Source organism: Coprococcus sp. LG101-27, from assembly GCF_027695515.1.
Classification (GTDB): domain Bacteria; phylum Bacillota; class Clostridia; order Lachnospirales; family Lachnospiraceae; genus Allocoprococcus; species Allocoprococcus comes.
Genome location: NZ_JAQEUJ010000006.1, coordinates 261 through 24,098 on the forward strand (window position 1 = coordinate 261; position 23,838 = coordinate 24,098).

General features: G+C 42.5%; 23 protein-coding genes. 6 read left to right on the top strand and 17 right to left on the bottom strand.

Going from position 1 to position 23,838, the window contains the following annotated elements; all coding sequences use genetic code 11:
• Positions 1-73 precede the first annotated feature (73 nt).
• The 16 genes from radA to PG766_RS06370 form a co-directional block, all read right to left on the bottom strand.
• Entirely contained in the window at positions 74-1,432 is a 1,359-nt protein-coding gene (radA, locus tag PG766_RS06295; protein WP_118198693.1) for a DNA repair protein RadA, read from the bottom strand.
• Positions 1,433-1,589: 157 nt separating this feature from the next.
• Positions 1,590-2,000, bottom strand: coding sequence for a hypothetical protein (locus tag PG766_RS06300; RefSeq protein WP_008368562.1), 411 nt, complete (start codon positions 1,998-2,000; stop codon positions 1,590-1,592).
• Between the two features lie 101 nt (positions 2,001-2,101).
• Positions 2,102-4,549 (bottom strand): ATP-dependent Clp protease ATP-binding subunit, encoded by a 2,448-nt coding sequence (locus PG766_RS06305; protein ID WP_117557036.1) that lies wholly within the window; start codon positions 4,547-4,549, stop codon positions 2,102-2,104.
• A 25-nt stretch (positions 4,550-4,574) separates the two neighbouring features.
• Positions 4,575-4,949, bottom strand: coding sequence for a GntR family transcriptional regulator (locus tag PG766_RS06310; protein WP_008368566.1), 375 nt, complete (start codon positions 4,947-4,949; stop codon positions 4,575-4,577).
• Positions 4,950-5,145: 196 nt separating this feature from the next.
• On the bottom strand, positions 5,146-6,696 hold the full coding sequence (gene hcp / locus PG766_RS06315) for a hydroxylamine reductase (protein ID WP_416810412.1): 1,551 nt from the start codon (positions 6,694-6,696) through the stop codon (positions 5,146-5,148).
• A gap of 198 nt (positions 6,697-6,894) precedes the next feature.
• Positions 6,895-8,241 (bottom strand): phosphoglucosamine mutase, encoded by a 1,347-nt coding sequence (glmM, locus tag PG766_RS06320; protein WP_055156102.1) that lies wholly within the window; start codon positions 8,239-8,241, stop codon positions 6,895-6,897.
• A 34-nt stretch (positions 8,242-8,275) separates the two neighbouring features.
• A complete protein-coding gene (trpS, locus tag PG766_RS06325; RefSeq protein ID WP_008368572.1) occupies positions 8,276-9,361 on the bottom strand; it encodes a tryptophan--tRNA ligase in 1,086 nt (361 codons plus the stop codon).
• Positions 9,362-9,403: 42 nt separating this feature from the next.
• Positions 9,404-9,868, bottom strand: a complete 465-nt coding sequence (mscL, locus tag PG766_RS06330; RefSeq protein WP_118198695.1) for a large conductance mechanosensitive channel protein MscL — start codon at positions 9,866-9,868, stop codon at positions 9,404-9,406.
• A gap of 56 nt (positions 9,869-9,924) precedes the next feature.
• Positions 9,925-10,788, bottom strand: a complete 864-nt coding sequence (locus PG766_RS06335) for a putative manganese transporter (protein ID WP_117557042.1) — start codon at positions 10,786-10,788, stop codon at positions 9,925-9,927.
• A gap of 166 nt (positions 10,789-10,954) precedes the next feature.
• Positions 10,955-12,835 (bottom strand): heavy metal translocating P-type ATPase, encoded by a 1,881-nt coding sequence (locus PG766_RS06340; RefSeq protein ID WP_118198696.1) that lies wholly within the window; start codon positions 12,833-12,835, stop codon positions 10,955-10,957.
• Between the two features lie 32 nt (positions 12,836-12,867).
• Positions 12,868-13,086 carry a cation transporter gene (locus PG766_RS06345; RefSeq protein WP_117557045.1) on the bottom strand — a complete coding sequence of 73 codons (219 nt, stop codon included), beginning with the start codon at positions 13,084-13,086 and terminating at the stop codon, positions 12,868-12,870.
• Positions 13,087-13,267: 181 nt separating this feature from the next.
• A complete protein-coding gene (locus PG766_RS06350; RefSeq protein WP_117557046.1) occupies positions 13,268-13,831 on the bottom strand; it encodes a TetR family transcriptional regulator in 564 nt (187 codons plus the stop codon).
• Between the two features lie 80 nt (positions 13,832-13,911).
• Positions 13,912-15,318: a radical SAM protein gene (locus PG766_RS06355; RefSeq protein WP_118198697.1), complete on the bottom strand. Its 1,407-nt coding sequence runs from the start codon at positions 15,316-15,318 to the stop codon at positions 13,912-13,914.
• A 20-nt stretch (positions 15,319-15,338) separates the two neighbouring features.
• Positions 15,339-15,929: a manganese efflux pump MntP gene (locus tag PG766_RS06360; RefSeq protein WP_117824543.1), complete on the bottom strand. Its 591-nt coding sequence runs from the start codon at positions 15,927-15,929 to the stop codon at positions 15,339-15,341.
• Between the two features lie 275 nt (positions 15,930-16,204).
• Positions 16,205-17,383 (bottom strand): phosphoribosylaminoimidazolecarboxamide formyltransferase, encoded by a 1,179-nt coding sequence (locus PG766_RS06365; RefSeq protein WP_008373294.1) that lies wholly within the window; start codon positions 17,381-17,383, stop codon positions 16,205-16,207.
• A gap of 29 nt (positions 17,384-17,412) precedes the next feature.
• A complete protein-coding gene (locus PG766_RS06370) occupies positions 17,413-18,126 on the bottom strand; it encodes an IMP cyclohydrolase (protein WP_008373293.1) in 714 nt (237 codons plus the stop codon).
• Between the two features lie 213 nt (positions 18,127-18,339).
• Here PG766_RS06370 and PG766_RS06375 point away from each other — a divergent pair, with 213 nt between their 5' ends.
• The 5 genes from PG766_RS06375 (at position 18,340) to PG766_RS06395 (ending at position 22,856) form a co-directional block, all read left to right on the top strand.
• A complete protein-coding gene (locus PG766_RS06375; RefSeq protein ID WP_118198698.1) occupies positions 18,340-19,086 on the top strand; it encodes an AzlC family ABC transporter permease in 747 nt (248 codons plus the stop codon).
• Complete coding sequence (locus tag PG766_RS06380; RefSeq protein ID WP_117824547.1) at positions 19,076-19,387, top strand: AzlD domain-containing protein; 312 nt, start codon at positions 19,076-19,078, stop codon at positions 19,385-19,387. Before PG766_RS06375 ends, PG766_RS06380 begins: the two co-directional genes overlap by 11 nt.
• Positions 19,388-19,425: 38 nt before the next feature.
• On the top strand, positions 19,426-20,688 hold the full coding sequence (locus PG766_RS06385) for a sensor histidine kinase (RefSeq protein ID WP_243014373.1): 1,263 nt from the start codon (positions 19,426-19,428) through the stop codon (positions 20,686-20,688).
• Positions 20,689-21,546 (top strand): response regulator, encoded by an 858-nt coding sequence (locus tag PG766_RS06390; protein WP_117557052.1) that lies wholly within the window; start codon positions 20,689-20,691, stop codon positions 21,544-21,546.
• A gap of 245 nt (positions 21,547-21,791) precedes the next feature.
• Entirely contained in the window at positions 21,792-22,856 is a 1,065-nt protein-coding gene (locus tag PG766_RS06395) for a PTS sugar transporter subunit IIC (protein WP_117834639.1), read from the top strand.
• A 149-nt stretch (positions 22,857-23,005) separates the two neighbouring features.
• On the opposite strand, the gene PG766_RS06400 is transcribed toward PG766_RS06395, so the two are convergent.
• A complete protein-coding gene (locus tag PG766_RS06400) occupies positions 23,006-23,140 on the bottom strand; it encodes an AsnC family transcriptional regulator (RefSeq protein WP_243014375.1) in 135 nt (44 codons plus the stop codon).
• A gap of 413 nt (positions 23,141-23,553) precedes the next feature.
• Here PG766_RS06400 and PG766_RS06405 point away from each other — a divergent pair, with 413 nt between their 5' ends.
• Positions 23,554-23,757 carry a cold-shock protein gene (locus PG766_RS06405; protein ID WP_008373270.1) on the top strand — a complete coding sequence of 68 codons (204 nt, stop codon included), beginning with the start codon at positions 23,554-23,556 and terminating at the stop codon, positions 23,755-23,757.
• Positions 23,758-23,838: the final 81 nt, after the last annotated feature.

The following is a 23,838-nucleotide window of genomic DNA, read 5'->3' on the forward strand; positions in this document are numbered from 1 at the left end:
TCCAACATCATTGCTATGTAAAAGAGGGAACAGAAATTATCACATCTATCCTGTTTCCTCTTTACATGTTCTCCTACTCAATCAGTCCGATTGCCTCGTTAATGCTTTTCACTCCAATGATTTTGATCCCACCAATACTCTTCACGCTATCCAGAGATACTTCCGGCACAATACACGTCTCAAATCCAAGCTTCTTCGCCTCTGCCACCCGCTGTTCCGGCATATTTACCGCACGGACTTCTCCACTTAATCCAACTTCTCCAAACACAATCGTCCGTTCATCAAATGGTCTGTTCTTATAGCTTGATACGATCGCCATCACGATTCCAAGGTCTATCGCGGGTTCATTGATCTTGATACCTCCGGCAATATTTACATAGGCATCATAATTTCCAAGATGATATCCAATCCTTTTTTCCAAAACCGCCATCAGAAGGTTCACCCTGTTGTAATCTGTTCCTGCTGCTGTTCTTCTTGGCATTCCAAAATTGCTTTCGCATACCAGCGCCTGGATTTCCAGCAAGATCGGACGTGTTCCTTCCATAGAACATGCCACAACAGATCCAGATGCATTTTCCGGGCGCCCATTCAGCATAAATTCTGATGGATTTTCCACCTCCCGAAGACCATCTCTTCGCATTTCAAATACACCAATCTCATTCGTCGAACCAAAACGATTTTTCACTCCTCGAAGAATCCGGTAAGATGCATGCCTGTCTCCTTCAAAATACAGAACCGTATCTACCATATGTTCCAATACTCTTGGACCGGCGACAGTTCCTTCTTTTGTAACATGTCCGACAATAAAAATCGAAATCCCAAGCCCTTTTGCAAGCTGCATCAGCGTATTTGTTGCCTCTCTGACCTGCGACACACTTCCCGGTGCGGAACCGACTTCTTCACTGTACATTGTCTGAATCGAATCAATGATCACGGTATCTGGTTTTTCCTTTTCAATCACATTGCGGATCAGTTCCAGATTAGTCTCACAAAGCAAAAGCAGATGATCATTAAATTCTCCCATCCTCTGTGCACGCAATTTAATCTGGCGAAGCGATTCTTCCCCTGATATGTACAAAACCTTTCGTTCTTTTTTTGCCAGTTTCTGACACACCTGCAGGAGCAGCGTTGACTTACCGATTCCCGGATCACCGCCTACCAGAATCAGGGAACCCGGTACGATTCCGCCTCCCAGTACACGATCCAGTTCTTTAATCTCGGTTGTCACCCGCTCTTCATTCTCTGTCTTTACTTCTGACAATGGTACAATACGAATCTCTTTTGCCGCTTTAACCGCTGCCGTTTTCGACGTTGTCACACACTCTTCCACGAAAGAGTTCCATTCCTTGCACATTGGACACTGCCCCAGCCATTTTGATTCTTCATGCCCACAATTCTGGCAGAAAAAAACCGACTTTTTTGCCTTCGCCATATTCCATCTCCTTATCTATCTTAAAAAATTACCAACTGCTTCTCTTGCCTGTTCCCAGTTTATATACTTTCGGTAAAGAAAGAGCCTGCCGAAGCAGACTCTTTTACTTTTCTTAAATACCTATGTACTTCAAACAACTCTTGCTGTAATCATTGTCCTATTTTCTTACAACCTTGATCTCAACGCTTTCTTTTCCAAGTTCCGCACTTACACTAAGCTTTGCGCTTAAGTTTGTCTTCATATCACCAACATTCATATCATTCATATATACGATATAGTCTGTATCCGGTTCAAGTTCCAGTGTGATCTGTGCATCTCCTGTCCCTGATACCTTGAATGAGATCACATCTTCTGATACTTCAAAATGCTCTACTGCAGTTCCCGGAACAGATTCATATACGAACATTCCATTCTTTTCAAGCTTTGTAATCTCTTTAAATGTCTTTACTTTATATATATCTCCCTGAAATTCAAATCCATCCTTTTTTGTCTTTGTATCCAGAGTGTAATCGCCGAAACTGAGTGTTCCGTCTAATTCACTTCTGATAAGTTCTTTGACTACTGTCATTGTTCAAATCCTCCTAATGGTCTTTCTCTTTCGACTTGTGGACTGTGAATTTTCCACATCCGAACCGTTTTTCTTATTATATAATAAAACTTCTTCTTTTGCTAGCTGTTTATCTCTCTGACTGTAAATTTTATTTCCTTTTTAGAAATACCGGCTTCCACATGGTCTCCACGTTTGATCTCACCATTCAAAAGTGCTTCCGCAAGTTTGTCTTCCAACTGGCTCTGTACTGCCCTTCTCAGCGGTCTTGCACCATACTTCTTGTCACTTCCGGTCTCAACGATATGCTTCTTCACAGAATCACGCACAACCAGTATAATTTCAAGCTGCTCTTTTGCTCTCTGCACAACTTCTTTACACATCAGCCCTACGATCTTCTTCATATTGTCCTCATTCAGCGGATGGAATACGATGATCTCATCAATACGGTTCAGGAACTCTGGGCGGAATAACTGCTTTACTTCATCCATCACATTTGCTTTCATACGCTTGTAATCCGCCTTCTGGTCTTCCTGCTGGGTAAATCCAAGCTTCTTCGGTTCAATGATTGCCTTGGCACCTGCATTGGACGTCATAATGATAACCGTATTGCGGAAATCTACTTTTCTTCCCTGCGAATCCGTAATATGTCCGTCATCCAGTACCTGAAGTAAAATATTAAACACATCCGGATGTGCTTTCTCAATCTCATCAAACAAAATGACAGAATATGGATTTCTGCGTACTTTTTCGCTGAGCTGTCCGCCATCCTCATGTCCCACATACCCCGGAGGCGATCCGATCATCTTGGATACACTGTGCTTCTCCATATATTCGGACATATCTACCCGGATCATATCCTCTTCATTGCCAAAGAGTGCTTCTGCAAGAGCTTTGGAAAGCTCTGTCTTTCCGACACCTGTAGGACCAAGGAATAAGAATGAACCAATCGGACGTGCCGGATCTTTCAATCCCACTCTTCCTCGTTTTACCGCTTTGGAAAGTGCCTGGATTGCCTCTTCCTGACCAATCACACGCTTCTCCAGTGTTTTATCCAGCTTTTTCAGGCGTTCGCTCTCAGATTCATTCAGTCTTGTTACCGGGATTCGTGTCCACATGGAAATTACATCCGCAACATCTTCTTCAGTTACCGGAACTTTTTTCTTTTCATTCTTTTTATTGAAACGCTTTTTCGCCTGCTCTAATTTCTTTTCTGCTTCCTTCTGTTCTCTATGGAGCTCCGATGCTTTTTCAATATCTCCTGCTTTCAGTGCCACTTCTTTTTCCTGCTCCAGCTTTCCACAGCGGATTTCTGTCCCAACAATATTCTCCGGCACTTTAAATCCACGAAGTTTTACTTTTGAACAGCTTTCATCCAACACATCAATTGCCTTATCCGGAAGGAAACGGTCATTGATATAACGGCATGACATATGTACTGCCGCTTTCAACGCATCCTCTTCGATCTCTACATCATGATGAGCCTCATATTTTTCTTTCAGGCCTTCCAGGATCCGGATACACTCGTCTTCTGTCGGTTCTTCAACCGTAACCGGCTGGAATCTTCTTTCCAGAGCCGCATCCTTCTCAATATACTTGCGGTATTCCGTAAGAGTTGTTGCACCGATCAGCTGCATCTCCCCTCTTGCCAGAGATGGTTTCAGAATATTGGATGCATCAATCGCGCCCTCTGCACCACCGGCACCGATAATGGTATGAAGTTCATCTAAGAAAAGGATAATATTGCCCGCCGTCTTTACCTCACGGATCAGTTTTTTCATGCGCTCTTCAAATTCACCACGATACTTGGAGCCTGCAATCATCCCCGGAAGATCCAGCACCATGATCCGCTTATCTTTCATGCTTTCCGGAACAATTCCTTCCGCGATCTGTCTTGCAAGTCCTTCCACGATTGCTGTCTTACCGACTCCCGGCTCTCCCACAAGGCACGGATTATTCTTGGTCCGTCTGCTCAGGATCTCCATGATACGTGCAATTTCTTTTTCACGTCCAATAACCGGATCCAGCTTTCCTTCTCTTGCTTCCTGTGTCAGATCCGTACTGTACTGGTCTATAATTCCGCCAACAGTTTCCCCATCCTTCTGATTTTCCATATACTCTTTCGGATCAATTCCCGCCGCAAGCAGAAGATCCTGAAAAAGTTTTTGAATATTTACATTCAGGGTCATCAACATACGGGTAGCCACACAATCTCCATCTTTGAGCATTGTAAGCAGAAGATGTTCGGTTCCGACTTTTTCAGATGCAAGCTGCGCTGCCTCATTCTGGCTTTCTTCCAGAATATATCGAAGTCTCGGACTGTACTCCAGATGCTTTCTTTCCTTCTTAGCTGCCTCAGGAGCAGATACAAGGATATCCATTGCTTTTTCCATCTGTTCTTCATCGACTTTATTCTTATCAAGCACCTGCCCTGCAACTCCGGTAAAAACCCTCTTAAGCCCGAAAAGAAGATGTTCTGTCCCAACATATGGATGCTTCAGTTCGGCTGCAATCTTCCGTGCCATATTCAGCGCTTCCTGCGCCTGCCTTGTATATTGCTTTTCTGCCATATAATTTTAGTCTCCTTTTTTCAATCTATCTCTGTTCATAATCTGCATAGATCTCGTCTACCAGTTCATGAACTTCTTCTTTCGTAATGTTTTTGCAACTTCCTTTTGCCAGAAGTACCCGAAGCTGCTCTTTCAGATCCTGCAAAGCTTCCAGCTTATCTTCATCAATACAGATCACCGCACCTCTTCGTCTGTCAAGCTGAAGGAAACCTTCCTGCCGCAGGACATTGTATGCCTTATTCACTGTATGCATATTGATTCCGATATTATCTGCCAGCTGTCTCACAGACGGCAAAGTATCTCCTTCATGAATCGTCGAAGTGGCAATTCCCATAATGATCTGATTCCTGAGCTGTATATAAATCGCCTCATCACTGTTAAAATCAATTTCAATCAGCATAAAACGCACTCCTTTTTCTATTGTACCGGCATCGCCATTGTTATATTCATGTTAGCACAGACGACACTTTTTGTAAAGGAAACAGTATGTAAAAAAGCACTACCTCTTCTTACTCACACTTTTTTGTGCTTTCCGTTTCAGAAGTAATGCTTTTCATTTCTTATTTCCGATTTCTTTTTCTCACGTTCAAACCTCTTCAACCTAAAATTTTCTTCAGATCCTCATCTACTGTACTGATCGGGGTAATCTGATACTCTTGTACCAGGTAATTCAGAACATTCGGTGACACAAACGCCGGAAGCGTCGGACCCAGGTAAATATTTTTGATTCCGAGCGCCAGAAGTGTCAGCAGAATCGCAACCGCTTTCTGTTCATACCATGACAGGATCATAGACAGTGGAAGTTCATTTACCTCACACCCAAACGCTTCTGCAAGAGCAATTGCAACTTTAATCGCACTGTACGCATCATTACACTGTCCCATATCCAAAATTCTTGGAATCCCCTCAATTTCTCCGAGCCTCAGATCATTCAATCTGTATTTTCCACATGCCAGCGTCAGGATGATCGTATCCATCGGTGTCTTTTTCGCAAATTCCGTATAGTAGCTCCGGCCTGGTGCTGCGCCATCACAGCCTCCGATCAGAAAGAAATGCCTGATTTTCCCCTGCTTTACCAAATCCACGATCTTTCCTGCATTTTCCAGAACTGCGTTGTGTGCAAATCCGGTCATCACGGTTGTTCCTCCATTAATCCCTGTCATCGGATGATCTTCCGGATATCCACCGCATTCCAATGCTTTTGCAATAACCGGTGTAAAATCTTTGTCCGCACCAATATGAACCATCTCCGGATAAGACACCACCGAAGTTGTAAACACCCGGTCTGCATAGCTCTGTCTGACCGGCATCAGACAATTTGTCGTAAATAAAATTGGCGCAGGAATATTATGGAACTCAAATTGCTGACTCTGCCAGGCCGTTCCGAAATTACCTTTCAAATGCGGATATTCCTTTAATTTTGGATATCCGTGTGCCGGAAGCATTTCACTGTGCGTATAAATATTGATGCCTTTATCTTTGGTCTGCTCCAGAAGCAGCTTCATATCATGCAGATCATGACCACTGACTACAATAAACGGTCCCTTTTCTATCGTAAGCGGAACTTCTGTCGGAATTGGATCTCCATAGCTTTCCGTGTTTGCTTTATCCAGAAGTTCCATGCAGCGCAGGTTGATTTTACCGGTTTCTATGACTACCGGAAGCAGTTCTTCCATCCCTTTTTCTTCTCCCAGAATCCTCATTCCCTTATAAAAGAAATTCATAATCTCCGCATCCACATATCCCAGTGCCCATGCATGATAAGCATATGCCGCAGTCCCTCGTAAGCCAAACAAGATCAATGACTTTAACGAACGGATATCTTCCGGTGCCTCCCAGATCTTCTGTACATTATAAACATCTTTTCCTGGTTTTCTGTTTTCTGCTTCTTCTCTGATCTCATCTGACAGTTTTTTCACTGTATCACTGTTGAAATTTACATTTGTAATCGTGGTAAACAGACCTTTTAACATCAGTTCATCCGAAGATCTGCTTCTTTCATTTTCTGCAACTGCCCTTGCCAGCCGGATCAGTTCACCAGTCAGTTCATCTTGAAGATTTGCTGTATCCGACTTTTTTCCACATACACCTATATGTCCTTCACAGCCCGTGTTATGAGCGGTCTGCTGGCATTGAAAACAAAACATTTCCTCCATTTCTTTTTCCTCCATGTTTTTTTAATAGCATGTCAAAATATAGGAAATCTATACCGGCAGAACATTTTTCTTTATTATTCAAATAATATTTTTCAAACATCCAGACTATGGTTCGCAAACTAAAAAAGGATGGCCCACAGACTTTCATCTGCAAGCTATCCTTTTCTGCACGATTCTATTTCAGATTTTTTATTCTACGATGAGTCCTTCTTTTTCAATCACATCGATTACCTGAGTCACATACTTTTCGCAAAGCTCGTCCGTCGCCGCTTCAACCATGACACGGATTACCGGTTCCGTTCCACTTTCACGGACAAGGATTCTTCCGTCATCTCCAAGTGCTTCTGCAACTGCATCGACTGCTTTGACCACTTCCGGATTCTCCCTTGCTGTCTTCTTATCTGCCACACGCACATTTTTCAGAAGCTGTGGATAGATCTTCACTTCTTCTGTCAGCTGTCCGAGGGACTGTTTGGTCTCCATGATAACTTCCATCAGCATCAGAGAAGTCAGAATACCATCTCCTGTCGTCGCATGCTTACTGAAAATAATATGTCCGGACTGTTCACCGCCCAGCATGAATCCATTCTTGACCATGTTCTCATAGACATATTTGTCGCCGACCTGTGTCTTTTCGTACTTCATGCCAATCTTGTCGCATGCTTTATAAAGTCCAAGATTCGACATGATAGTAGTAACGATAGTATCGTCTTTTAACTGACCATGTTCTTTCATATATTTGCCACACACATAAAGGATCAGATCCCCGTCAACAACATTTCCATTCTCATCAACAGCGATGCAGCGGTCCGCATCTCCATCGTATGCAAATCCGACATCCAGACCATTTTCTTTTACATATTCCTGGAGCACGTTAATATGTGTAGAACCGCAATTTGTGTTGATATTGGTTCCATCCGGCTCATTATTGATCACATAAGTTTTTGCTCCAAGTGCATCAAATACGCTTTTGGCAATACTTGAAGAACTTCCGTTGGAACAATCCAGTCCGACTTTCACCTCTTTAAAAGAACGGGTTGCCAGACTGATCAAATGTCCGATATAACGGTTTCTTCCTGCTGCATAATCTACGGTTCTTCCGATCGCCTCTTTTTTAGCAAGCGGAATTTCTCCGGATTCCCCATCAATATAAGCTTCCACTTTGGCTTCTACTTCTGCTTCCAGCTTCTGACCTTTACTGTTGATCACTTTGATTCCATTATCATAGTACGGGTTATGGCTTGCAGAGATCATGATTCCGCAGTCAAAATCTTCGGTTCTTACCACGTAAGACACACTTGGAGTTGTCGTCACATGAAGAAGATATGCATCTGCTCCTGACGCAGTAAGTCCTGCCGCCAGTGCATATTCAAACATATAGCTGCTTCTTCTGGTATCTTTACCGATCACGATTCTTGCCTTGTGTTCCTGTCCGTAATACCAGCCAAGATAACGTCCTACCTTAAACGCATGCTCTACCGTCAGTACTACATTAGCTTCTCCACGGAATCCATCTGTTCCGAAATATTTACCCATAATTATTATCTCTCCTCCGGCTTAAAGCCTTTCTTTATTCTGCAAATCTTGCTGTCTGTTCCCGGATCAGCTGCTGATCTTCAAAATAGTTGATCTTCATCGCATCTTTTACTTCTTTTAAAGTCTGTGCTGCCACTTTTTCAGCTTCAATACTTCCTTTATGAAGGATCTCGTAGATCTCCGGAATCTTCTTCTCCAGTTCTTTTCTTCTTGCACGGATCGGTGCAAGCTCTTCCTGCATGACCGCATTCAGGAACTTCTTAACCTTAACGTCACCAAGTCCACCACGTCTGTAATGATCCTTCAATTCATCCAGATTCTTATAATCCGGCAGATATTTTTCAAAATGTTCATCTGTACAGAATGCATCCAGATAAGTGAAAACAGAATTTCCTTCTACCTGTCCCGGATCAGATACCTTCAAATGATTCGGATCTGTATACATTCCCATGATCTTCTGTCTTACTTCTTCCTCGGAATCAGACAGATAGATACAATTGCCAAGGGATTTACTCATCTTTGCTTTTCCATCCGTTCCAGGAAGACGGCAACAGCTTTCGTTCTCCGGAATCAGCGCTTTCGGCATAACCAATGCTTCTCCATATACACTGTTGAATTTGTGTACGATCTCACGGCACTGTTCGATCATCGGAAGCTGATCCTCACCTACCGGTACAGTCGTTGCCTTAAACGCTGTGATATCTGCTGCCTGGCTGATCGGATAAGTAAAGAATCCTACCGGAATACTTGCCTCAAAATTACGCATCTGGATCTCCGATTTAACCGTTGGGTTTCTCTGAAGACGGGATACTGTAACCAGGTTCATATAATAGAAAGAAAGTTCTGTCAGTTCCGGTACCTGTGACTGGATGAAAATCGTGGATTTCTCCGGATCCAGTCCGCATGACAGATAATCCAGTGCAACCTCAATAATATTCTGACGTACCTTTTCCGGGTTATCTGCATTATCAGTCAGTGCCTGTGCATCTGCGATCATGATAAAAATCTTGTCATATTCTCCGGAATTCTGCAGTTCTACTCTTCGCTTTAAAGATCCAACATAATGTCCGACATGAAGCCGTCCGGTTGGTCTGTCACCTGTTAAAATAATTTTCTCCATTGTTTTTATGTTCCTCTCTGTCTTATTATTCCTGTCTTTTCTTTATTCTTCTTTGCCCGTATCCTCAGCCGGAAGCTCAGATGTACAATATGCACATCTGGTTGCCGCGATCGGGATTTCTGACATGCAATACGGGCAGATCTTCGTAGCCGGTGCTGCCGGTGCTTCTTCCTCCTTCTTAAGCAGCTTTTCTGTTCTTGAAGCAAGATTGTTCATCACTTTTACAAAACAAAAAATAACAAGTGCCATCAGAAGAAAGTTGATCACCGCTGTAATAAAATTGCCATATTTGATCGTGTCATTCTCACCAGATCCGATCCGGATCACCCAGTTGGAAAAATTGACTCCACCAGTCAGAAGACTGATCACCGGCATGATCATATCATTTACAAGAGAATTCACAATCGACTGGAATGCACCACCAATAATAACGCCGACTGCAAGATCCATTACATTTCCCCTTGCAATAAACTCTTTGAATTCTGCAATAAATCCTTTTTTAGCCATCTCAAATCCTCTTCTTGCGTTCCTTTTAGTCTTCTGCGCCACATAAGGATATTGTACTACATTCCAAACAGGATTTCCACTATAATTCCGCACACTACACTGATTCCGTAAAGTGTTGCGACGATCATCACATTCTTCTTCCAACTATGGTTCGTCTTAAAAAGCACGATCAGTCCGATTCCGGCACATGACAAAAGTCCGGCAAACATACTGCCGACATTTAAGACTCCCTCAAGATAAAATTTCGTAATTGTAATAGAAGCTGCGCAGTTCGGAATCAGGCCGACAAGACCAGCCAGAAAAATTCCGGCAATTGGATAATGCGTCACCACGTTCATGACCTCTTCCATTCCAATCCACTCCACAACTGCATTTAACGCAAAAGAAATTACATATATAAATACCAGAATCTGTACCGAATGGATGAGTGCTGATTTTACAATGCTTCCTTCTTCACAGTGACAGTGGTCATGCTCACAGATATCATGAATGTGCAGCCCTCTCTGGTATCCTTTGCCTAGCACCCGCACTCCGATATCAACCAGAATCCCTGCAACAATACCAACGATGATCTTTCCGATTAAAATTGCCATGATCTTACGGACATCCGCCTGCTCTGAGATCAGGATCGGAAGCATCTCATCTGATGTAGACAGAAAAACAGCGATCATCGTTCCAACTGTGATGACTCCGCCGGAATACAGATTTGCTGCTGCTGCCGAAAATCCGCACTGCGGAACAACGCCCAGGATTCCACCGATCACAGGTCCTTTTTTCCCTGCTCCAAGAAGCATCCGCACCGTCTTCTGACCGGCTTTATTCTCCAGATATTCCATCGCAAGGTATGTCAGAAAAAGGAAAGGTATCAGTTTCACAGTGTCGATTGTTGTATCTTTTAGTATATCTATAAACAGTTCCATCTTGTATCTCCCTTCTTGGTTTCACTATTCTAATCCGTTTTGTCATTTTACACTGTCGCTGACAAAAATGCAAGTAGAATAAATTAGTGTGGCAAAGCAACAAAAAAGAATTATCCCCATCACGTTAAGGATAATTCTTTCTTGTTTTACATTATGCTTTTGACATCTATTTTACTTTCAGCGTTCTCATGGAGTTCAGGATTGCGATTACGGATACTCCTACATCGGCAAAGACGGCTTCCCACATATTGGCCATGCCGAGGGCTCCCAGGATGAGGACCAGAACTTTGACACCGAGGGCAAAGACGATATTCTGATGTACAATCTGGAGAGTTTTTCCTGCAATTCTCATAATGGAGGATATCTTAAGGATATTATCATCCATCAGAACAACATCTGCGGCTTCGATTGCTGCGTCGGATCCCATGCTTCCCATTGCGATTCCGATATCAGCTCTGGAGAGTACCGGTGCATCATTGATACCATCACCAACAAAACCAAGCTTTTCTTTCTCACTGAGTTCTCCGAGAAGTGCTTCAACCTTATCTACCTTATCCCCCGGAAGGAGATCTGTGTAGACTTCATCGATTCCAAGGCTTTCTGCTACTGCTTCACCGACATCTTTTCTGTCACCGGTAAGCATAACTGTCTTTTTGACACCGCTTTGTTTGAGCTGCGCGATCGCACGTTTGGCTTCCGGTTTGACCGTATCAGAAATTACGATAGTCCCGAGGAATTCTTTTTCAGCCGCCAGATATACGACCGTACCAGGGACTGTGCATGGCTCATATTCCACGCCTTTTTCTTCCATCAGCTTTGCATTTCCAGCATAGACAACTCTTCCGTCGATCTTTGCCTTGATTCCGTGTCCGGCGATTTCTTCAGCCTGTTCCACCCTGTCCATGGACAACTCACCAAGCTCCGCTTCTTCGTACGCTTTCTTGAGTGCTGCTGAGATTGGATGATCGGAATAGCCTTCCGCAAGGGCTGCCACTTCAAGAAGTCCTTCTTTTTCCCATCCGTTCGGAATAACTTCTGATACAACGAATTCACCTTTTGTCAGTGTACCAGTCTTATCAAATACAATCGTTTTCATCTCAGAGAGTGCTTCCAGATAATTGCTTCCCTTTACCAGAACGCCCTGTTTGGATGCTGCTCCGATTCCTCCAAAAAAACCAAGTGGAACAGAGATCACCAGTGCACATGGGCAGGAGATTACAAGGAAAATGCATGCTCTCTGAATCCATTCTGCAAATCCACCGCCAAGAATGATTGGTGGAAGGAATGCAAGTACAACTGCCGCACAAACCACGATCGGCGTATAGTATTTTGCAAACTTTGTAATGAAGTTCTCTACATGTGCCTTTTTGCTGCTGGCATTTTCAACCAGTTCCAGAATCTTCGCAACTGTAGAATCATCAAACTCTTTCGTTGTGCGCACCTTAAGAAGTCCGCTTCCATTTACACAACCACTGATAATCTCGGAACCTTCTGTTACTTCTCGCGGAACCGACTCTCCGGTCAGTGCAGAAGTATCTACAAAGGATGTTCCCGATACAACCACACCATCGAGAGGAACTCTCTCTCCTGCTTTGATGACGATCTCTGTACCAATCTCTACATCATCCGGATCAACCTGTTTGAGCTTTCCGTCTTCTTCAATATTCGCATATTCCGGACAGATATCCATCATTGCACTGATTGACTGGCGGGAACGGTTGACTGCATAACTCTGGAATAACTCCCCGATCTGATAGAACAACATAACCGCTACCGCTTCCGAATATTCCTTTACTCCAAGTGCACCAAACGTTGCTATACACATCAGAAAGTTCTCATCAAATACCTGACCATGACTGATATTGCGCACAGCCCGGTAAATGATGTCCCATCCCACGATCAGATAAGGTATCATAAATAACAAAAACTGCACCGGAATTTCGGACTTAAATTCCAGTTTTCCCATATGTTCCAGTACAAAAAGAGGAACATAAATAACTGCCGCTGCGATAATACGGTACAGCATTATTTTCTGTTTTTTCATCATAGAAGACTCTCCCCTTTCATACCTTTCCGATTTTACAGCTGAATCTGGCAATCCGGCTCTACCTTCTTGCATACAGCAACGACTTCCTGCATGATTTCATCAAATCTTACATCATCTGCATCGATCGTAAGCTTCTGCATCATAAAACTTACCGTTGCATCATTTACACCATCAATTTTTTTGATTGCATCTTCCATTTTTGCTGCACAGTTTGCGCAATCAAGGTCTACCATTTTAAATTTTTTCTTCATCTCTTTTTCCTCCTGAAAAATATTTTCTCACTGAACATATGAGCAACTGTTCATATGTTCATAATAACTCTGTAATAGAAATCCGTCAAGCAATTTAAATAACATTTTTTATTTTCTGACAGTAAAACAAAAAGAAGAACCCGGAATATCTCAGATTCTTCTCAAATTTATATTTTGTTCTTTACTTTTCAAGTAGCTCCAAAATAGGATGCGACATCAGAAACAGATAATACTCCATCGCTTCATCCGCTGTCAGGTGAATCTCCCGGCTGGTCAGCCAGTATTTAAGCCCGTTTACAACGGTAATCGTATGAAACTCCAGAAAGATCTTTTTATCTTTGATACCCTGAAGCTTTTCGATCTTGATCTTATGCCTGCTTACCAGTTCTTCAATCAGCTGGCGAATCTTTTTTTCAAGAATCTCTTCAAATCCATTCTGACCGGTAACTTCAAACGCTTTCAGATAATAGATCCGGTCTTTTTCCATCTTCCGGAACAGCAGATAGATCGCTTCTTTTTCCATCCCGTCTTCCATCATCTCACGGGCATGCCGGAATACCTCTGTCTCCAGAAGCCACTCCATCACTTCATATTTATCCTGAAAGTAATTATAAAATGTCGGTCTGATAACTCCCGCCTGATCTGTGATCATCTTAATTGTTATCTTATCAAAAGATCCTTTGATTAGAAGCTCCTTGAAGCTCTCTGCAAGCAGGTTCTTTGTCAATTCTCTTTTTCTCTCCATGTATCGTCCTCTTTTTCCTGCCCATTTCTCTTGACGAACATTCTATCACAACCGAAACGCTTTTTCAAACCGATTTTCTTTTAGTTTTCTGTGCGTTTTTTATAGTTTGTGTAGCCTTTCTGCTGATGCGGATGCTCTTTCCAAAGTCTGTCTGCCGTTTCTTTCCATTCACAGGCATATGCTTCACATTTGCTGCATAAATGCTCTGCACTCTCCGGTGACTGCAGATCTGTTGATTTTGCACCAGTCTCCTTTATCATCTCCTGAAGGATTTCCGGATTCTCAAGCATCGGACATGGCCGCAGATGATTATCATTAAATGGCTGCCGGTCTCTGTATGCCATAAAGAGTGGCTGTTTGAGAGCTTCCAGGAGCGTAACTTCCCGGATATTTGCAGAAGAGTAATGAATAAATACACATGGTTCTACATCTCCATTTGCATTGATATGGCAATAATTTCTTCCTCCTGCGATACATCCTCCGACAAACTCTCCATCATTCTGGAAATCCATCGCATAAATTGGCTTTCCGCCTGTCATACTGCGGATCTCTCTTACCCGGTGATACATATATTCTCTCTGTTCTTTTGTCGGCAGCAGATCCGGTGCTGCATCATTTCCAACCGGCATATAATGGAAATACCAGGTGAAACGACATCCCTTTCCAATGATCATATCCAGGAATTCATCCGATGTAACCGTTTCAATGTTCTTTCTGGTATAACAGATAGACGTACCAAAGATCAGTCCATATTTCTTTAACCGATCCATGGTTGCCATAACCTTGTTGAATACACCCTCTCCACGGCGAATGTCATTGACCTCTTCAAATCCTTCCAGACTAATTGAAAGGGACAGGTTGCCGACTCTTCTCATCTCTTCGCAAAATTCATCATCTACCAGTGTTCCATTTGTAAATGCATGAAATTCGCAGTCATAATGCTTTTCACAAAGTCTGATAATATCTTTTTTTCTTACTAACGGCTCCCCGCCTGTATACATATAGAAATAAATTCCAAGTTCTTTTCCTTGCGTAATGATGCTGTCCATCTCTTCATATGTAAGATTCAGTTTATGCCCATATTCTGCCGCCCAGCATCCGGTACAATGAAGATTACATGCACTTGTCGGATCCATCAGGATCAGCCATGGAATATTACACTGATGTACCTCTCTCATGCTGCGGATCATTTTTGTTCCGTGAAATGCTGCTTCAAATCCAAGGTTTAATGCGGTCTGTTTCAAAACATGCGGTTCGATCTCGTCCAGTGCACGGTTCAGATAACGCATCCATTTGGAATCTGGATCCTGTATCATCTTTCTTGCGCCTTCATAGGAGCTCTTCTGGAAATTGTCTCCCATGAAACGCTCGGTCAGATCAACAAGATCAAGCAGACCTTTTTCTCTGTCTTTATCCATTTTTCGCATTGCCAAATCAATTGCTCCGCCAAATGCTGCCCTTGCTGCTTTATGTGTCAATTCGCCCATACTCTTTTCCTCCTGCTATTTTAAAATAAAAAATGCGTAACCACCATATCTGCCCCGGCGATCAGGAATAATATCCCACCGATCCAGTAAGCTTTGCAGTTATATTCACAGCCCAGTCTGTATCCAACCTCCACGCCAAGAAAACACTGAATGATCGTAACCGGAAGCAGTACCATCCCCTGTTCCAGAATCTCTACACTCCAAAAGCCGATTCCCATTCCGGCAAAAAGCGCATCTACGCTGGTAAGTACTGCCAGTTTTCTAAGCCGTTTCCAATTTATCTCATCGTTTCTACGCTCAAAGATCTGTTTATTATTTCTTGCTTTACAGATCATATAGATACCAAGTCCGATAAATATCAGCACCGACAAAATTTCCCAACCGCTTGCCGCTGTTGAAATCGTTTCATTCATCTTCCTGTCCGGCTTCAGAATATCTGCAACAACATTTCCCAGGATCAATGCAAGGAGTTGTGCCCCTCCAAAAAGCAAACTGGATAAGAGTATGTCTTTTCCGTGCTTTCTTGAAAATCCTGCTCCGACACAGATATGTACGACAAATACGTCAAACGAAAGCCCGATTGAAATTAAAAGAATTTCAAGAATCCCCATAGATTCGCCTCCTCATGCTGGCTGTTATATATATATTATGTAATTTCCTTCCGAATAATAAATCTTCAGATTACCGGTTCTGTTTATTTTTTAACGACATTTTTCCACATTTGTCGCATATCTTTTTATTTTTTCAATAGATTCGTGCGAGTGCGCATCTCCGGCACGCAGTGCCTTTTATTTCCTAGGAAGTTCTTTCGGAATTTCCTAGGAAATAAAAAATTCCCGCAAAGGTAGATCTTCTACCTCTGCAGGAACTTTGCTTTTTTATTATCTTAGTGATGGAATAAACGGATTCCGGTAAATGCCATCGCCATGTTGTATTTGTTGCAGGTATCAATTACATTGTCATCACGGATTGATCCACCCGGTTCTGCAATATATGTAACACCGCTCTTATGTGCACGTTCGATGTTATCTCCAAACGGGAAAAATGCGTCTGATCCAAGTGCCACACCCGTCAGCTTATCAAGCCATGCTCTCTTTTCTTCTCTGGTAAATACTTCCGGTTTTTCAGTGAAAATATTTTCCCAGGTTCCGTCTGCCAGTACGTCCATATATTCTTCACCAATGTACAGATCAATTGCATTATCCCGATCTGCACGCTTGATTCCTTCTTTAAATGGAAGAGCAAGTACTTTCGGGCACTGTCTCAGCCACCAGTTATCTGCCTTCTGTCCTGCAAGACGGGTACAGTGGATACGGGACTGCTGTCCGGCTCCGATTCCGATTGCCTGTCCGTCTTTTACATAGCATACAGAATTTGACTGTGTATATTTTAAAGTAATCATGGAAATTGCAAGATCTCTCTTTGCGTGATCCGGAATTTCTTTGTTCTCAGTCACTATATTTGAGAAGAAATCATCATCGATCTTCAGTTCATTTCTTCCCTGCTCAAAGGTAATACCAAATACATCCTTGTGTTCTGTAGGTGCCGGAACATAATTCGGATCGATCTGGATCACATTGTAATTACCTTTCTTTTTCTGTGCAAGAATCTCCAGTGCTTCCGGTTCATATCCAGGTGCGATCACTCCATCCGACACTTCTCTCTTGATCAGTCTTGCCGTATCAACATCGCAGACATCAGAAAGCGCAATAAAATCACCGAATGAAGACATACGGTCTGCGCCTCTTGCACGTGCATAAGCACTTGCAAGCGGAGAAAGTTCTCCAAGGTCATCTACCCAGTAAATTTTTGCAAGAGTTTCATCCAGTGGAAGTCCGACTGCAGCACCTGCCGGTGACACATGCTTAAAGGAAGTTGCTGCCGGAAGTCCGGTTGCTTTTTTTAATTCCGATACCAGCTGCCATCCGTTAAATGCATCCAGAAAGTTGATATATCCCGGACGGCCCATCAGAACTTTGATCGGGAGATCACTTCCGTCTTTCATATAGATACGTGACGGCTTCTGATTTGGGTTACATCCATATTTGAGTTCTAATTCATTCATGATTCCTGCTCCTTCTTCACCTTTGTATACTATTTATTCTTATTGATGATCTTGCTTTCGTATGTTCCTGTCTCAATATCAATATATCTTACAAACAGAGATACTTTATTATCTGCATTCAGACTGTTCCAGAGTGTGTCTGCAAATGTGTCCATATCATCCGGAATTGCAACAAGCTTTGGTTCTCCTTCAAAACTCGGAAGCGGATTTCCATCACACTTGTATGTGTGGATAAAATGTCCTTCTCCGGCTACCGGATTCTCATATGCAAAGGTGTAACGGTTGCATGCATCCGGATTTCCGTTATTGCTCTTCAAAATGGACATTGCATAGTTATATTTTCCGTTCTCAATGTGCATGATACCGGAAATACGTGGTGTGTAGTTTGGTCCATCCGGTTCAAATTCACGGCTTCGAAGGGACTGTTCAAACGTCATCTGTCTGTCCATACCTTCATAAATTGTATCAGTCTGATCTCCGTTTGTAACGATCGTCTTATTGCCGAGTACACGCACCGGTGCGTAGATAATTAAGCTTGGGTCTGTCAGCTTTGACTCGTCAAATGCCTGTGTGCGGATTCCTTCTCCCTCTTCTACAAAGACACGATTACGGCTGTTCTCACTTCTTCCCATGATAAAATAAGCTGTTACCGCTTTGCTTCCGTCGGCAGACTTTCCGATGATGATCCCTCTTCCGGGATAAGAATTGCTCTGCAGTTCTTTTTCAATAGATAACATTTCCATGCTTCAATCTCCTTTTATAACTTGTACTTATGTTTGCACATTCATTTATCACTATTTATTATAACTCATAATACCACTATATTTCCAGTCTTTCTGTAAATTTTTTTCAAGTTCTTTTAAAACATCATTTTCAAGACCACTGTTCCATGGTAAAATGTTAGTAAAATAACAATTCAAATTTGGGGATTATTTACAAAAGAGAGGTTTTACTTCATGAGTAGAAACGGAAAAATGGATTTTGCAGCCGGGATACAGGATGGCATTCCCATCTGTCTCGGCTATATTGCGGTATCATTTACCTTTGGTATCATGGCAAAAAATGCAGGACTTTCCACCTGGGAAGCCGTTCTGATTTCCCTTACAAACCTGACCAGCGCCGGGCAATTTGCTGGTCTGTCACTGATTACGGCATCCGCATCCTATTTTGAAATGGCATTCACCCAGCTCATCATCAATCTCAGGTATTCACTGATGTCCTGTGCCCTTTCACAGAAAATTGATAACCACTATCCTTCTTTCCACCGTTTTCTTATCGCATACGGTGTAACGGATGAAGTCTTCGGCGTATCCATATCCCGCCCCGGAAGGATTACTCCATGGTATTCTTACGGTGTGATGGCACTTGCCGCACCTGGCTGGACACTTGGCACTTTCCTCGGAGTAGTATCAGGAAGTATCCTGCCTGACCGGATCGTCAGCGCACTGAGCGTTGCATTATATGGAATGTTTATCGCAATCATTATTCCTCCAGCACGTGATAACAGGATCATCGGAACCATTGTCGTGATTTCCATGGCAGCAAGCTTCCTTTTCACAAAGGCTCCTGTGCTATGCCAGATTTCTTCTGGCTTCAGAATCATTATCCTTACGATTCTGATTGCCGGAATCGCAGCGTATTTCTTCCCTGTAAAAGAAGAAACAAATCCAGAAGATAAGGAGGATTCTTCCGTTGAAGCATAATCTTTATATGTATATCTTCGTCATGGCAGCCGTCACCTATCTGATCCGTATGCTGCCACTGACGCTGATCCAAAAAGAGATCAAAAATACTTTTATAAAATCTTTTTTATATTATGTACCTTATGTAACTCTGGCTGTTATGACCTTTCCGGCCATTCTGACAGCCACCGCCAATATCTGGTCTGCCGCCATTGGTTTTGCGATTGCACTGATTCTTGCATGGAACAGAAAAAGTCTGATCTGTGTTTCCCTTTTTTCATGTGCCGGCGTATTTCTTGTTGAATTATTAACCGGACTGTAGACTGTAAGACAGATGATCTGAATAAAGGAGGCTTTCTTATGTGGACTAAAAGTTTTTCACGTTATACCCGCATTTTGCTGGTCAGCGCTGCTGTTATCATTGGCGCACAGATCAGCATCTCACTTTTTGAAAGCGATTTTCGTGTTTCCATCGGAATTTTTGGCATTTTCATGTCTCTGATCCTTTTTGGGAAATATCCGGTTCTTCCGGTCACAGTGATAAGTGCCCTCTGTGTTTTCTTTTCCCGTACACTGATGCACTGGCTTCGCTTTGGCAGTTGGAATCCACAGAGCTATTTTCCGGAAATGTTTTTCTATCTGGTCTACGGAATCCTTTTTTTCCTCTACTGCCGTAAAAATGACTATGAACTTTCGACGTATTCCCTACCCTGGATGTTTCTTTTTGACTATCTGGCAAATATAACAGAACTGCTGTCCCGTATGGGTATGGACGCTTTTTCTTTTCAGTCCCAGGCAGGTGTCCTTCTGGTTGCGCTTCTGCGTACTGCACTTGCAGGTCTTCTCCTGTTCTGTCTCAGCCATTACAAGTTCAGTCTTCTGAGTGCTGAACATGCACGGAGATACCAGAATCTTCTCCTTTTGATCTCTGAGCTTAACGGCGAAGTTGTTCTGATGCAGAAAGGCACACATATGATAGAGGACACCATGAGCACCGCATACCGCCTTTACCACGATATGAGTGAACGGAATATAGACGAATCCCTCACCCGCACTGCACTTCAGATCGCACGGGATGTCCACGAGATCAAAAAAGACTACAATTTGATCGTAAGAGGACTTTCCTCTTCAATGAAAGTAAATTCTGAAAATGACGGAATGAGCCTGGATGATATCCTCACCATTCTGAAAAGCAGCCTGGATGCATCCCTTCCAAAAGGGAAACGACTTTCTTTTAATATACAGCTGGAAGAAAATCTTTATACACAGAACCATTATCTTCTGCTCTCAATCTTCCGCAATCTTTTCAACAATGCAATTGAAGCAGCAGACGGAAATCTGGTCGAGCTTTCTGTCCGTCAATCCTCCACGGATTCATCTTATGTTATTGAAGTTGAAGATCATGGGCCCGGAATCGACCCGGAGGATATGGAACAAATTTTTGAACCTGGTTTTTCCACAAAGATCAATTACGAAACCGGCGAAGTCAATCGGGGACTTGGCCTTAGCCTGGTAAAGGATTTTATCGAATTCCGCCTAGGCGGAACCATCCGGGTAACTTCCGTTCCCGGAAAAACAGTTTTCACACTTACTATACCAAAAGAGAAATGGAGCGGTTTATAAATGAAATTCTATCTCATTGATGATGATAAAAATGTACTGCATATATTAAAACGTATTATACGGGACCGGGGACTTGGAGAGATTGCCGGAACTGCAGAAAACGGTGTGGATGCACTCACGGATCTTCCTCTTATAAATCCAGACATCGTAATTGTTGATCTTCTGATGCCGGAAATAGACGGAATCACTTTCGTAAAACGTGCCCGCTCTTATGCACCGGATCTTACTTTTATTATGCTTTCCCAGGTTGCATCCAAAGATATGATCGCAGACGCCTATTCTGCGGGCATTGAATTTTATATTCATAAGCCGATCAACAGTATCGAAGTAGAATCCATACTCCGGAAGGTCAGTGAATCCCTGACCGCCCGCCGGACATTGCAGCAGGTACAGACGATTTTCCAGGCCCAGCAGAATTTTGTACAGCCACAGGGATTTATAAATGATACAGCTGAAAAACCTTATATTATCCGGTTAAAAGGAATTCTCCAAAAGCTTGGCATCACCGGCGAACGTGGCAGCAAGGATATCATTTCCCTTGTCGATTATCTGATCCAGCATAACCAGAAAGTTGACAATGTCACTTTAAGCGAACTTTGCAGCCGGTTCAGTGACAATCCGAAATCCATGGAACAAAGGATCCGTCGGACAGCCAACATGGGAATGGTCAACCTTGCCAACCTTGGTCTTGAGGATTACGCCAATGACACGTTTACAACCTACTCCAACTCCCTGTATAACTTTGAACAAGTCCGAAGGGAAATGGATTTCATCCGTGGAAAAAGTGTACGGCACGGCAATGTGAAAATTAAAAATTTCCTGAATGCACTGATTCAGGAATGCACCGAGAGGGCCTGATTTTCAGGTCCTCTCCTGCTTCTTATTTCATCTCTTTACGTAATTTTTTTATTTATATATTTTCCCTATAATTCATTATCACTTATAGTTACCGTCATTATATACAATAAATCCTTCCCGTATTTGTAGTTTTTTCCAAAAATAAATTTCATTTTGATACTTTTTGTATCTTTTTGTAACTTCCATTTTATTATGTTATCACGATAACTGATGCGAATAAATATAAATTTTAAGGAGGATATCATATGTTAACAATCGTAAAAGGTATTGGTTTACTGCTTCTCACTTTAGCCTGCTTCTCTGTATTCAGCCTGAAGTTTCCAAAAGGATCAGAAGCAATGTCTGGAATGGCTAATGCAGCTGTTGCTTCGTTCCTGGTTGAAGCTGTTCACCATTACATCACAGGTGATTTATTAGGAATTGCATTTTTCTCAGAACTCGGAACCGTATCCGGCAGCTTCGGGGGAATCGCTGCAGCTACTTTAGTTCCGATCAGTATGGGATGTAATCCGGTACTTGCAGTCGTTGCAGGTGTCGCAGTTGGAGGATACGGAATCCTTCCTGGTTTTGTAGCAGGTTATATTGTAGGCTTTGTAGCTCCGTTCCTGGAAAAGAAACTTCCAGAGGGTCTGAATCTGATCGTTGGTGCTCTTGCAATCGCACCGCTCGCAAGAATTATTGCCATCGCAGTTGATCCGGTCGTTAATTCAACACTGCTCAACATCGGACGTATGATTTCTGCCGCTGCTGAACAGTCTCCAATTATCATGGGATTCCTGCTCGGTGGTATTATGAAGATGATCTGTACCTCACCACTCAGTTCTATGGCCCTGACTGCTATGCTCGGACTTGATGGACTTGCAATGGGTATTGCAGCAATTGCATGTGTTGGTGGTTCTTTCACAAACGGTATCATTTTCGACCGTTTAAAACTTGGCGAACGCAGTAATGTTATCGCGGTAATGCTTGAACCTCTTACACAGGCTGATATTATTACACAGAATCCGATCCCGATTTACGGATCAAACTTCTTTGGCGGCGGACTTGCCGGACTTGCAGCAGCTATGCTCGGCATCATCAATAACGCCCCTGGAACAGCATCTCCGATTCCTGGGCTTTTAGCTCCATTCGGATTCAACCCACCGCTTAAGGTTGTAGCTGCAATCGTACTTGCTGCGATCGGTGGATCTTTAGCTGGATTTGTTGGTTCAGTCGTATTTAAAGGTTTTGCAAAAACACCTGCAGATATCAAAGCATCTGAAAAAGTTACTGAAACAATTGCTCCTGAAGTTGCTATCGCTGCTGAATAATCAAAATGACTATTTCAAACTGCTTGTTTATATAGCCCTTAAAGAAGAAAGAGACTCGAAAACTTTTGTTTCCGGGTCTTTTTCGATTTACGGAAAATTATATTTCTCACTCCAGTGTTTCTTCTATATCTGCGTTGATTCCTCTGTGTTCAATCGGAGTTGAAAATACGATCAGTGTCTTTGTTCTTCCAAATCGCTGCAATCTCTTTCAATGGGCATTTGGCATTTCTCTGTAAAATATTCAAAATTGTACGATCCACTGCATCCAGTTCATGATTTTTCATTTGCACTACCTCTTTCTGACATCCCATTTATACTTTTGACACTCACATCAAAGAATGCACCTCACAAAGTATTTTCGTTTTACAAAAAACACTCCTGCAAGTCAAAAAAAGAGGTACTCTCTGCGTTCTTCTCCGCAGTAAAGTACCTCTTTGTACAAATATTTTCACTCTTTAAATATGTTAAAAATAATAGCATTCCTTTTTCTTCCTGTCAATAAAAAGACATTTATTTTTTCCTATTTTTCCTATTTTGATTTGACATTTGTCCTACCACGTGATATTCTGAAATTGTGTTTTAGATAAGATTTAGATTTCACATATTTTTGTAAATCATTAACATCTGTCTGATGACTTACAAAAATATGTGATTTTTATTTTTATCGGCATCATCAATTTTTTAGGAGGTACTACTAATGAACAAGGGTACAGTTAAGTGGTTCAACGCACAGAAAGGCTACGGATTCATCACAAACGAAAGCACCGGAGAAGATGTATTCGTACATTTTTCAGGAATCGCGGGAGAAGGATACAAATCTCTTGAAGAAGGACAGAACGTTACTTTCGATATCACAGAAGGAAACCGCGGACTTCAGGCTGTTAATGTAACAGTTGCGTAATCGCTGCAAAAGATGCTAGAGTAAAAAACCCGGCTTGTGTATTACTCCACAGCCGGGTTTTCTATGTTATAAATATGCTTT

What these genes read in the sequence shown, in the direction of transcription:
- radA (WP_118198693.1), bottom strand. Translation starts at nt 1,432, where the DNA reads ATGGCGAAGGCAAAAAAGTCGGTTTTTTTCTGCCAGAATTGTGGGCAT.
- PG766_RS06300 (WP_008368562.1), bottom strand. Translation starts at nt 2,000, where the DNA reads ATGACAGTAGTCAAAGAACTTATCAGAAGTGAATTAGACGGAACACTC.
- PG766_RS06305 (WP_117557036.1), bottom strand. Translation starts at nt 4,549, where the DNA reads ATGGCAGAAAAGCAATATACAAGGCAGGCGCAGGAAGCGCTGAATATG.
- PG766_RS06310 (WP_008368566.1), bottom strand. Translation starts at nt 4,949, where the DNA reads ATGCTGATTGAAATTGATTTTAACAGTGATGAGGCGATTTATATACAG.
- hcp (WP_416810412.1), bottom strand. Translation starts at nt 6,696, where the DNA reads ATGTTTTGTTTTCAATGCCAGCAGACCGCTCATAACACGGGCTGTGAA.
- glmM (WP_055156102.1), bottom strand. Translation starts at nt 8,241, where the DNA reads ATGGGTAAATATTTCGGAACAGATGGATTCCGTGGAGAAGCTAATGTA.
- trpS (WP_008368572.1), bottom strand. Translation starts at nt 9,361, where the DNA reads ATGGAGAAAATTATTTTAACAGGTGACAGACCAACCGGACGGCTTCAT.
- mscL (WP_118198695.1), bottom strand. Translation starts at nt 9,868, where the DNA reads ATGGCTAAAAAAGGATTTATTGCAGAATTCAAAGAGTTTATTGCAAGG.
- PG766_RS06335 (WP_117557042.1), bottom strand. Translation starts at nt 10,788, where the DNA reads ATGGAACTGTTTATAGATATACTAAAAGATACAACAATCGACACTGTG.
- PG766_RS06340 (WP_118198696.1), bottom strand. Translation starts at nt 12,835, where the DNA reads ATGATGAAAAAACAGAAAATAATGCTGTACCGTATTATCGCAGCGGCA.
- PG766_RS06345 (WP_117557045.1), bottom strand. Translation starts at nt 13,086, where the DNA reads ATGAAGAAAAAATTTAAAATGGTAGACCTTGATTGCGCAAACTGTGCA.
- PG766_RS06350 (WP_117557046.1), bottom strand. Translation starts at nt 13,831, where the DNA reads ATGGAGAGAAAAAGAGAATTGACAAAGAACCTGCTTGCAGAGAGCTTC.
- PG766_RS06355 (WP_118198697.1), bottom strand. Translation starts at nt 15,318, where the DNA reads ATGGGCGAATTGACACATAAAGCAGCAAGGGCAGCATTTGGCGGAGCA.
- PG766_RS06360 (WP_117824543.1), bottom strand. Translation starts at nt 15,929, where the DNA reads ATGGGGATTCTTGAAATTCTTTTAATTTCAATCGGGCTTTCGTTTGAC.
- PG766_RS06365 (WP_008373294.1), bottom strand. Translation starts at nt 17,383, where the DNA reads ATGAATGAATTAGAACTCAAATATGGATGTAACCCAAATCAGAAGCCG.
- PG766_RS06370 (WP_008373293.1), bottom strand. Translation starts at nt 18,126, where the DNA reads ATGGAAATGTTATCTATTGAAAAAGAACTGCAGAGCAATTCTTATCCC.
- PG766_RS06375 (WP_118198698.1), top strand. Translation starts at nt 18,340, where the DNA reads ATGAGTAGAAACGGAAAAATGGATTTTGCAGCCGGGATACAGGATGGC.
- PG766_RS06385 (WP_243014373.1), top strand. Translation starts at nt 19,426, where the DNA reads ATGTGGACTAAAAGTTTTTCACGTTATACCCGCATTTTGCTGGTCAGC.
- PG766_RS06390 (WP_117557052.1), top strand. Translation starts at nt 20,689, where the DNA reads ATGAAATTCTATCTCATTGATGATGATAAAAATGTACTGCATATATTA.
- PG766_RS06395 (WP_117834639.1), top strand. Translation starts at nt 21,792, where the DNA reads ATGTTAACAATCGTAAAAGGTATTGGTTTACTGCTTCTCACTTTAGCC.
- PG766_RS06400 (WP_243014375.1), bottom strand. Translation starts at nt 23,140, where the DNA reads ATGAAAAATCATGAACTGGATGCAGTGGATCGTACAATTTTGAATATT.
- PG766_RS06405 (WP_008373270.1), top strand. Translation starts at nt 23,554, where the DNA reads ATGAACAAGGGTACAGTTAAGTGGTTCAACGCACAGAAAGGCTACGGA.